Origin of the sequence: Ruminococcus sp. FC2018, assembly GCF_000621805.1 — a bacterium.
In the GTDB taxonomy this organism is placed as follows: Bacteria; Bacillota; Clostridia; order Oscillospirales; family Ruminococcaceae; genus Hominimerdicola.
The window spans coordinates 126,530-136,295 of record NZ_JHXH01000003.1 but is presented as its reverse complement, the minus strand read 5'-3'; the positions used below and the strand labels follow the sequence as shown (position 1 = coordinate 136,295).

The window sequence follows — 9,766 nt, the reverse complement described above, 5'->3', positions numbered from 1 at the left end:
GGCAGGGAAGTCTTTTTTCGGCAGTTTTGCGGTGCAGAAAAACAGGGTCTGCATTACGCCGCAGAAACACCGAATCAAGGGCTTCCTTTCCCAGTGCTGAAGCTTTTTCTAAATTATGAACGAAAAATCAATACATATCCCGGCTGGTAGAATATAGGCTTGGCATTTTTGTGCAAAACAACAAAATATGACAAAAATAAGGGAATTTAATAGTTAAGCCTTGACTTTACGGAGAAAACAATATATAATCATAATTGATGATAAGCACGGGGATAATGCCCGTCTTAACATCCGTTTTGTTGTCTCCTTTCTTTTGTTCTACACATAGTTTTTTTGTTTTGTTTCAGCAGAGCCTCGTAGCTCTGCCATTTTTTTGCCCTTGTGACGGAGATATGCTCCAAGGGGCGGTTCACAAAAAATTTATAATCTTTGCTTTGTATGCCCTTGACAAAGCACAAAAGCTTTGTTATAATATATGAGCATTCGTATCTAAAGACAGCTGGCAGAGCGGAATTTCCGTTTGTAAGACCCGCCGAGGAAAGAATAGCAAAGTTTATAGCTTATATTGACTTTGTTTCTCTTTTGTCTTTGCGGCGAAAGAGTTTTTCTTTTTTAGTTTACGCTTTGCAAATCATTTTCAAAGAGGTGAATATAAGAAGATGCCAAGTGAAAAGGTTTTGCTTGCAAAGCAGGAAAAGGTAGCCAAGCTTACAGACCTCATCAAGAATTCGGCAGCAGGTGTACTTGTTGATTACAAGGGACTTACCGTTGAGGAGGACACAAAGCTCAGAAGAGAGCTGAGAGAGGCAGGCGTTACCTACTTCGTAGAGAAGAACACTATCCTTCGTTTTGCACTGCACAACGCAGGTTACGAGAACTTTGACGGAGTTCTGGAGGGAACCACCGCTTTTGCGATCTCCAATGACGACCAGACAGCTCCTGCAAGAGTACTCGGAAAATTCGGTGAGCAGTTCAACGGTGAAAAGCTTATCCTCAAGGCAGGTTACATCGGTGAGGATACTTACGATGCAGCCGGCGTGAAGGCTCTTTCCAAGATCCCTTCCAGAGAGACATTGCTTGCACAGCTGGTTGGCTCCCTTCAGGGTCCTATCCAGAAGCTTGCTGCTACACTCAAGGCTGTTGCAGACAGCAAGAGCGGCGACGCTGCATAATTGCGGCACAGCGGCTTGAACGGCGGATGAAAAGGTCCGCATAAAGCGTGGCGAAAAGCTCCGCATGAGGCAGGGCGAAAGCTCTGAAAACAGGGGGATATCCCCGCGGCGTTTGCCGTAAATGTAAAATATGATTTAAAGGAGAATTATTATCATGGCTTCAGAGAAAATTATGAATTTCGTAGAAGAGATCAAGACACTTTCCGTTCTCGAGCTTTCCGAGCTCGTTGACGCTATCCAGGAAGAGTTCGGCGTAACAGCTGCTATCGCTGCTGCACCTGCTGCAGGCGCTGCAGGTGCTGCTGCTGAGGAGAAGACAGAGTTTGACGTAGTTCTTGCTTCCTTCGGTGACGCTAAGATGGGCGTTATCAAGGCTGTTAAGGAGATCACAGGTCTGGGACTCAAAGAGGCTAAGGAGCTGGTTGAGGCTGCTCCTAAGGCTATCAAGGAAGGCGTTTCCAAGGCTGACGCTGAGGAGATCAAGACTAAGCTCGAGGCTGCAGGCGCAACTGTTGAGCTCAAGTAATATAAGACTTGAAATAATAAAGACAGCATCTTTTTCAAGGTGCTGTCTTTTTTTGTTGTAGTTATTTGTCTAATTTTCGTCAAGATCTATTGAGTAGCTTGCCGCCGCCGTGGAGCTGCTGCTGTCGTCGCCCCAGATCTGCTTTTTGAAAAGCCAGAACACGTCGATGAGGATAACGGCGATAATAAGTATTATCAGAATTATGGGAACTACAAGCGAACCGCCTTTTTTCCCGGGGACTGTTCCCGGCATATTGGGAGATGCAGGGTTTACGTAATCGGGAGTTTCCTGCTGCATATCCTGTCCCGGCTGTGTGAAGCCCGGCTCAATAGGTGCCTGAGAGTATGACTGACCCAGTCCGCTGTTGTCGTAGCTGAATGGCTGCTGGGGAGCATAGTTCTGCTGCGGCGGGAACTGATTGGGCTGGTCAAAGGTTTGCTGAAGGTTCTGAGGCTGCTGAAAGCCGCCCTGGAAGCCCTGCTGCATTACAGGCTGAACAGGTGGTGCTGACAATGGCTGCTGAAAGCTGTTGTCGTTTATTACCGGGGGAACTATTTCCTCCATTTCGGGAGCAGCTTGCTGCATATACGGTTGCTGTATCTCGCCGGTGAGATCGTTGTCTAAATGTGTCCCGCAGCCGGTGCAGAATTTTGCATCGTCTGATAATTGGGAATTGCAGATCGGACAGTATTTCATTGTTTACCCCTTCTTTTATCCTAAAATTTAAATGACTCGATAACATCGCCGTAAATGTACCAGCTATCATCTATAAGCACCACCGTAAGATCCTTCACAATGGTCCTTTTGCCGCCTGCGATGGCAGCGCTCAACAAAAAGGCTTTTTCTATCGTGTCGTTTTTTGAATAGTTTTTCTTGTATTGGTGCTGGAGTTTTTCTTTTTCGCTGTCGGATATTTCGGTGCGGGAAATTATTTCACACCTAAGCTCGCTGTCACTTTCCAGTCCGCTTTTTTCAAGCACTCCGGCAACTATTTCTTCCGGTCCCGCAGAGTCCTTTGACGCCAGATAGGCTTTCCTGGCTGCGGGCATAAAGCAATTAAGATAAGTTGCTCCGTCTTTATGGGAAATACTTGAACAAAGATTATATACAGGGCGATCGTGGTTGGTGACAAGAACGCTGCTGCTGCCTCCGCAGCCGCTGAACATCACGCATGACAAAACGGAGATCATAAGAAAAACAAAAAGTCTGATTTTTTTCATATCCGGTACCTTAAAAATAAAAGGCACACCCGGCCGTAGTGTCGGGCGGGTATGCCGTAATAAAGATCCTGCTGCGTCAGGTCAGAGTAGGTGCGCTTCCCAGACACCATTTTCCGTCTGTTTTAAGAACTTTGACGGTCTTGGTGACGGAGCCTTCCTTCTTGGAACCTGCTACTGTGAATTTAACCTTGAGGGTATATCCCTTGTCCACAAGACCAAGGGTCTCGGTGGTGCTCATTTCGGTTTTTTCAAGTATCTCATAGGAGATCTTGTAATCCTCGCCGTATTTGTTGATGATGTTCTTGACTCTGCTTGAGTACTGGGATTTAGCCCCGCTCTCGGAAAGGGTAGCAAGTGCTCCCAGAGATCCGCTCGGAGTTACAGACTCAACAAAAAGATCAACATCCTGCTTTTCAAGCGCCTTTACATAGTTCTTAAGCGGCTTTTCATATCCTCCGCCAAGAAGAACGATGAGAAGCCAGATGATAAGACCAAGTGCAACTGCACTGCATCCGATTATGATCGCCAGCTTGGCATTTTTGCTCATTCCTGCCTTAGGAGCACCCATAGCACCTGCCTGCTGGAAAGCCGGCTGATTGAACTGTGGCTGTGCTGGAGCACCCTGAGCCTGGACAGGAGCACCGCAGCTGGGGCAGAATGTAGCGTTATCCGCTAAAGTTGTACCGCAATGACCGCAAAATTTTGACATACCTATATCCTCCCAAAAAATTTCTCTCCAATAATGTCACCTGCGTCGGTAACATTTCCATTGAACATTATAAACTAAACATTCATATTTGTCAAGCGGTTTTGCGCTGTTTTGCAGATATCGCCACGGCTTGGGAGCGAGTCTTTTTCGTAAGCCTTTTCTTTTTCATATACCTTTATAATAGAAACGTAAAATGACGGGCACTGAATTTAGTGGGAGACAAGCCGATAAATACTACATATTGTTGCCGTCGTTAAATGATACAGCTGCGTTGTGCAAAGTGTATAAAAAGACGATTAAAAAACAGCAAAAATTCTACGGGAGAATTGAGAAAAAATGCTTGAAATTGCCTATGTTATGGTGTATAATGACACTTGCGTGACTGCACAGATTGGATCTGCGTGAATACAGATCCAGCAACACCGTTCTTACAGACGCTTGTAAAATGCCTGATGGGCTTCGACGGGAGCACATGAGGTAATCGGATGACCCGACGGGGTCTGCCGTATCAGCACGGGCATCGGCAGAACGGTCAAGATATGCGTTGAAGCGGAAGGTTGCCGGCGGTTGACCGGGTAATTTCCGTGGAGTATGTCCGATTTTAAACCGGGCGACTGGAATACTGACACAGTATGTGCTTATGCTTCTTGCGATGGCAGGGGATGACCTTGCTTTGGCATGGGTGTGTATGGCTATGTGGTGTCTGCTATCTAACGTCCGAACCGTATTGAGCGGTTTCGGAATTTTTTGTGAGAAGGCAGGGAACACACGGCAGAGTGTAAATTTATAATAAGGGTATTCCGGAAAGGTCTTGGGCAAAACCTGTCAATTGCGTTTGCGATAGACAAGGACAAAAAGCGGTGAGTCGATCGTAGACGCAATTGACTCAGGCTTTGCCGGAAAAACAAGGCTTTGCCCCCTAATTCAAAAATTTTAAGGAGGCGGATCAAAGTGGCAGTCAATGAAAAGATCAGAATCAAGATCAAGGGTTATGAGCACGCTGTAGTAGATGCAGCAGCGGTAAAGATCGTGGAGGCTGTTAAGCGTTCCGGCGCACAGGTTTCAGGTCCTATCCCACTTCCTACCGACAAGGAGATAATCACAATTCTCCGTGCGGTACACAAGTACAAGGACAGCCGTGAGCAGTTCGAGATGAGAACTCACAAGAGACTTATCGTTGTTATCAGACCTACAAAGGAAACAGTTGCATCCCTTGAAAGTCTTGAACTTCCTGCCGGTGTAAACATTGTTATGGAAACCAAGTAGTTTCCAACGGAGATCACAGGTGATCTCAAAACACAATGGCACGCAGGTCATGTTGGGAAACCAACCAATAACCAAAGGAGGAAAAAATAATGGAAAAAGGAATCATCGGTAAGAAGATCGGTATGACACAGATCTTCGATGAAGCAGGAAAAGTAGTTCCTGTAACAGTAGTTGAAGCCGGTCCATGCGTAGTTGTTCAGAAGAAGACTGTAGAGAACGACGGTTACGAAGCAGTACAGCTGGGATTCGGCGATATCAGAGCCAAGAGAGTCAACAAGCCTCTCCAGGGTCATTTCAAGAAGGCAGACGTTGCAATGAAGAGAACACTCAAGGAGTTCAGACTCGCTGATTGTTCAGCGCTCAACGTAGGCGACATCGTAAAGGCTGACACCTTTGCAGCAGGCGACATCGTAGATGTAAGCGGCACAAGCAAGGGTCACGGATTTTCCGGAACGATCAAGCGTCACAACGGCCACAGACTTAAGGAAACCCACGGTTCGGGTCCTGTACACAGACATGCAGGTTCCTACGGCGCTTGCTCCGATCCTTCAAGGATCTACAAGGGCAAGAAGATGCCGGGACAGTACGGTAACACAAAGGTGACTGTACAGAACCTTGAGGTGGTAAAGGTAGACGCTGAAAATAATCTTATCGCGATCAAGGGCGCTATCCCCGGTCCTAAGAACGGCACCGTAACGATAGTTGACTGCGTTAAGAAGGCTTAGTGGAAGGAGGAATAGATATGTCACAGATTTCAGTATTTGATATGACAGGTAAAAAAGTTACCGACACTGAGCTTAACGATGAAATATTCGGCATAAAGCCAAATAAGGCTATCCTTCACGCAATGGTAGTCAACTACCTTGCAAATCAGAGACAGGGCACACAGTCCACACTTACCAGAACTGAGGTAAGCGGCGGCGGAAGAAAGCCTTGGAGACAGAAGGGTACAGGTCATGCAAGACAGGGTTCCATCAGAGCTCCTCAGTGGGTTCACGGCGGTATCGCACTGGGACCTAAGCCAAGAGATTATGGCTATTCGCTCAACAAGAAGGAAAGAAGACTGGGAATGAAGTCCGCACTTTCCGTTAAGGTGGCTGACGAGAACATGGTAGTCGTTGACAACATCGCAATGGATGAGTTCAAGACAAAGACTATCGTTGAGATGCTCAAGGCACTTAAGGTAGAGGGCAAGGCACTTATAGTTACTGCCGAGGCAGATGCAAAGGTAGTAAAGAGTGCAAATAACATCCCCGGCGTAAAGACAGCTACAGTAAACACACTCTGCGTTTACGACATTATGAATTACGATAAGTTTATCGTTTCCTCAGAGGCTGTAAAGAAGATCGAGGAGGTTTATGCATAATGAAAACTGCTCAGGATATTATTATTAAGCCTGTCATCACAGAAGATGCAATGGACAGACTTCAGAACAATGTTTACACCTTTAAGGTAGCTAAGGACGCTAACAAGATCGAGATCGCAAAGGCTGTTGAAGAGCTTTTCGACGTTAAGGTCGCAAGCGTTAACACTATGATCGTCAAGGGCAAGGAAAAGAGAATGGGTAGATTTACCGGTTACCGTGCCGACTGGAAAAAGGCGATCGTTACTCTTGACGGAGAAAAGACTATCGAGTTCTTTGAGGGTATGTACTAATACCCGGGACCGTCTGAAAGAGGGTGCGGCATAACGCCGCATACGGACTTTGCGCCGAGCTATACCGAAGCGGCGCAGAGGTGACCTGCGAGGCGGCGAGGGCTGCTGGTCAGAAAGCGGCGGAGCAAGTTGATGCAAAGCCGGAACAAATGACCGCATTTACCGCAGGCGTAAGTATGGAAGGGTGCTTGGCTGAAAAGCTTTGACCTTTTCGCAAAACTTCAGATTAAGGAGTGTATCAATTATGGCAATAAAGAGCTACAAGCCTACGACAAACGGTCGCCGTGGCATGACTGTTACGGACTATTCCGATCTGTCAAAGGTTGCTCCATGCAAGTCTCTGCTTGAGCCTCTGAAGGCACATTCAGGCAGAAACAGCTATGGTAGGATCACCGTTCGCCACAGAGGCGGAAGAGTGAGAAGAAAATACCGTATTATCGACTTCAAGAGAAATAAACTTGATATGAACGCTAAGGTGCTCACCATAGAGTACGATCCAAACCGTTCAGCTTTCATCGCACTGGTTGAGTACGAGGACGGAGAGAAGAGATATATCATCGCTCCTAACGGACTCAAGGTAGGCGATACCGTAAGAGCAGGCGCAGATGCCGACATCAAGCCCGGCAACGCACTTGCACTGGCAAACATCCCTGTGGGTACATTTATCCACAACATCGAGCTTTATCCCGGAAAGGGCGCTCAGCTCGTAAGATCAGCCGGCAACATGGCGCAGCTTATGGGTAAGGAAGACAAGTACGCACTTGTAAGACTTCCTTCCGGTGAGATGAGAAAGGTGCCTATCAACTGTATGGCTACTATCGGACAGGTCGGCAACATCGACCACGAGAACGTAAACATCGGTAAAGCCGGCAGAAAGCGCCATATGGGCTGGAGACCGACAGTTCGTGGTTCTGTAATGAACCCATGCGATCACCCACACGGTGGTGGTGAGGGCAGAGCTCCTATCGGACGTCCTTCCCCTGTTACACCTTGGGGTAAGCCTACAATGGGTTACAAGACTCGAGCAAAGCACAATCGCTCCGATAAGTTTATCGTAAAGCGCAGAAACGGTAAGTAAGCTGAAAGGAGGACGATTTTAAATGAGCAGAAGCGTAAAGAAGGGACCATACGTACAGCCGGTCCTTCTCAAGAGAGTCAAAGCAATGAACGAAGCAGGTGAAAAGAAGGTGCTCAAGACCTGGAGCAGAGCTTCCACGATCTTCCCTGATTTCGTAGGTCATACATTCGCAGTTCACGACGGACGTAAGCACGTTCCCGTATATGTGACTGAGGATATGGTAGGTCATAAACTGGGAGAGTTCGCACCCACAAGGACCTTTAAGGGTCATGCAGGCTCCAAGACCTCAAATAGTGGTAAGTAGTGCGGAAGGAGGAAAACAACATGGAAGCAAAAGCAATAGTGAGAAATGCCAGAATTGCTCCTCGTAAAGTACAGATCGTTCTGGACCTTATCAGAGGAAAAGATTTTGAAGTTGCAATGGCAACTGTAAAGCATACACCAAAGGCTGCAAGTGAATATCTGGAAAAGCTTCTCAAGTCCGCCGCTCACAACGCTGAGAACAATCATAACATGGACAAGAACAATCTGTTCGTAAGCGAGTGTTATGTTTGCCCGGGACCGATCATGAAGAGGATAATGCCAAGAGCACAGGGCAGAGCCTTTAGGATCCTGAAGAGAACTTCTCATATAACAGTAGTTCTCAAGGAAAAGGAATAAGCTAAGAGGAGGTAAACTATGGGACAGAAAGTTAATCCACACGGACTTCGTGTAGGTGTTATCAAGGATTGGGATTCCCGCTGGTTTGCAGATAAGAGCACCTTTGGCGACACACTGGTAGAGGACTTCAATATCCGTAAGTTCATTATGAGAGAGCTTAACAGAAGATCGAAGAACCCTAACGATAAGTGCGTATATGCAGGTGTTCCGAAGATTGAGATCGAAAGATTCGCTGATAAAGACGGCAGTTCAAAGGTCAAGGTGCACATTCATTGTGCAAAGCCGGGACTTGTGATCGGCAGAGGCGGAGCAGAGATCGACAAGCTTCGTGCAAACATTGAGAAGATGATCGGCAAGAGTGTTGCCGTAAATATCGTAGAGGTAAGGTCACCTGACCTTAATGCACAGCTGGTTGCCGAGAAGATCGCACACGATCTTGAGGACAGAATCTCGTACAGAAGAGCTATGAAGCAGTCCATCGGCAGAGCTATGAAGCTGGGCGCAAAGGGTATAAAGACAACAGTATCCGGCAGACTTGCAGGTGCTGAGATCGCAAGAAGCGAGAGCTACCACGAGGGTACTATCCCGCTTCAGACAATCAGAGCTGATATCGACTACGGTTTCGCAGAGGCACTTACCACATACGGTAAGCTGGGCGTAAAGGTCTGGATCTACAGAGGAGAGGTCCTCAAGGGTGAGGCTGCTCCTTCCGACAGAAGAGACCAGGGCGAGAGAAGCGACAGAAGACGCAGACCCCGTCAGAACGACAGAGCTAAGGATAACCGCAGAGAGTATAACAAGGCTCGTGAAATGAAAAGAGAAGGAGGTAACAACTAATGCTGCTTCCAAAGAGAGTTAAGTACAGAAAACAGCACCGTGGACGCATGACCGGTAAGGCAATGCGTGGAAACAAGGTTTCAAACGGTGAGTTCGGTCTCCAGGCTCTTCAGCCTGCATGGATCACATCAAATCAGATCGAGGCTGCCCGTATCGCTATGACAAGATACATCAAGCGTGGCGGTCAGGTCTGGATCAAGGTGTTCCCGGACAAGCCGGCAACAAGAAAGCCGCTTGGTACCCGAATGGGTAAAGGTAAGGGCGCTCCTGATTACTGGGTAGCAGTTGTTAAGCCGGGCAGAGTAATGTTCGAGATCGCCGGCGTTAGCGAGGAGGCTGCAAGAGAGGCTATGCGTCTTGCAATGCACAAGCTGCCTATCAAGTGTAAGTTTATAACCAGAGATACTCAAGAAACGGGTGGTGAGCAGTAATGAAGGCAAATGAAATCAATAACATGACAGCCGACGAGCTTAACAGCAAGCTGGCTGAACTCAAGCAGGAGCTTTTCAACCTTCGTTTCCAGCACGCCGTTAATCAGTTGGAGAATCCAATGAGATTAAAGGCTGTAAAGAAGGATATTGCTCGTGTTAAAACAGTCATTCGTAAGCAAGAGTCTGAAATTCAGTAAAAGGTGAAGGAGGA

Annotated in this window: 16 protein-coding genes; 13 read left to right on the top strand and 3 right to left on the bottom strand. The window is 47.3% G+C overall.

Annotated features, from left to right (window positions below; all coding sequences use genetic code 11):
* Positions 1-659 precede the first annotated feature (659 nt).
* Positions 660-1,172, top strand: coding sequence for a 50S ribosomal protein L10 (gene rplJ, locus T494_RS0103145; RefSeq protein WP_028505041.1), 513 nt, complete (start codon positions 660-662; stop codon positions 1,170-1,172).
* A 154-nt stretch (positions 1,173-1,326) separates the two neighbouring features.
* Positions 1,327-1,698: a 50S ribosomal protein L7/L12 gene (gene rplL / locus T494_RS0103140; RefSeq protein WP_028505040.1), complete on the top strand. Its 372-nt coding sequence runs from the start codon at positions 1,327-1,329 to the stop codon at positions 1,696-1,698.
* Between the two features lie 69 nt (positions 1,699-1,767).
* On the opposite strand, the gene T494_RS0103135 is transcribed toward rplL, so the two are convergent.
* The 3 genes from T494_RS0103135 to T494_RS0103125 form a co-directional block, all read right to left on the bottom strand.
* Positions 1,768-2,394, bottom strand: a complete 627-nt coding sequence (locus T494_RS0103135; RefSeq protein ID WP_028505039.1) for a zinc ribbon domain-containing protein — start codon at positions 2,392-2,394, stop codon at positions 1,768-1,770.
* 20 nt (positions 2,395-2,414) lie between these two features.
* Entirely contained in the window at positions 2,415-2,918 is a 504-nt protein-coding gene (locus tag T494_RS0103130) for a hypothetical protein (RefSeq protein WP_028505038.1), read from the bottom strand.
* Between the two features lie 76 nt (positions 2,919-2,994).
* Positions 2,995-3,627, bottom strand: a complete 633-nt coding sequence (locus T494_RS0103125; RefSeq protein ID WP_028505037.1) for a zinc ribbon domain-containing protein — start codon at positions 3,625-3,627, stop codon at positions 2,995-2,997.
* A 951-nt stretch (positions 3,628-4,578) separates the two neighbouring features.
* Here T494_RS0103125 and rpsJ point away from each other — a divergent pair.
* From rpsJ to rpmC, 11 genes are all read left to right on the top strand, one after another.
* Positions 4,579-4,893: a 30S ribosomal protein S10 gene (rpsJ, locus tag T494_RS0103120; RefSeq protein WP_028505036.1), complete on the top strand. Its 315-nt coding sequence runs from the start codon at positions 4,579-4,581 to the stop codon at positions 4,891-4,893.
* 89 nt (positions 4,894-4,982) lie between these two features.
* On the top strand, positions 4,983-5,618 hold the full coding sequence (gene rplC, locus T494_RS0103115; RefSeq protein WP_028505035.1) for a 50S ribosomal protein L3: 636 nt from the start codon (positions 4,983-4,985) through the stop codon (positions 5,616-5,618).
* A gap of 17 nt (positions 5,619-5,635) precedes the next feature.
* Positions 5,636-6,259 (top strand): 50S ribosomal protein L4, encoded by a 624-nt coding sequence (gene rplD, locus T494_RS0103110; RefSeq protein ID WP_028505034.1) that lies wholly within the window; start codon positions 5,636-5,638, stop codon positions 6,257-6,259.
* Positions 6,259-6,549, top strand: a complete 291-nt coding sequence (gene rplW, locus T494_RS0103105) for a 50S ribosomal protein L23 (RefSeq protein ID WP_028505033.1) — start codon at positions 6,259-6,261, stop codon at positions 6,547-6,549. Before rplD ends, rplW begins: the two co-directional genes overlap by 1 nt.
* A gap of 23 nt (positions 6,550-6,572) precedes the next feature.
* Positions 6,573-6,755 carry a hypothetical protein gene (locus T494_RS0103100; RefSeq protein ID WP_028505032.1) on the top strand — a complete coding sequence of 61 codons (183 nt, stop codon included), beginning with the start codon at positions 6,573-6,575 and terminating at the stop codon, positions 6,753-6,755.
* Positions 6,756-6,793: 38 nt separating this feature from the next.
* Positions 6,794-7,627 (top strand): 50S ribosomal protein L2, encoded by an 834-nt coding sequence (rplB, locus tag T494_RS0103095; RefSeq protein WP_028505031.1) that lies wholly within the window; start codon positions 6,794-6,796, stop codon positions 7,625-7,627.
* 22 nt (positions 7,628-7,649) lie between these two features.
* A complete protein-coding gene (gene rpsS / locus T494_RS0103090) occupies positions 7,650-7,931 on the top strand; it encodes a 30S ribosomal protein S19 (protein WP_028505030.1) in 282 nt (93 codons plus the stop codon).
* 20 nt (positions 7,932-7,951) lie between these two features.
* Positions 7,952-8,287 carry a 50S ribosomal protein L22 gene (gene rplV / locus T494_RS0103085; RefSeq protein ID WP_028505029.1) on the top strand — a complete coding sequence of 112 codons (336 nt, stop codon included), beginning with the start codon at positions 7,952-7,954 and terminating at the stop codon, positions 8,285-8,287.
* An 18-nt stretch (positions 8,288-8,305) separates the two neighbouring features.
* Positions 8,306-9,124, top strand: a complete 819-nt coding sequence (rpsC, locus tag T494_RS0103080) for a 30S ribosomal protein S3 (RefSeq protein WP_028505028.1) — start codon at positions 8,306-8,308, stop codon at positions 9,122-9,124.
* On the top strand, positions 9,124-9,555 hold the full coding sequence (gene rplP, locus T494_RS0103075; RefSeq protein WP_028505027.1) for a 50S ribosomal protein L16: 432 nt from the start codon (positions 9,124-9,126) through the stop codon (positions 9,553-9,555). Before rpsC ends, rplP begins: the two co-directional genes overlap by 1 nt.
* Positions 9,555-9,752 carry a 50S ribosomal protein L29 gene (gene rpmC, locus T494_RS0103070; RefSeq protein ID WP_028505026.1) on the top strand — a complete coding sequence of 66 codons (198 nt, stop codon included), beginning with the start codon at positions 9,555-9,557 and terminating at the stop codon, positions 9,750-9,752. Before rplP ends, rpmC begins: the two co-directional genes overlap by 1 nt.
* Positions 9,753-9,766: the final 14 nt, after the last annotated feature.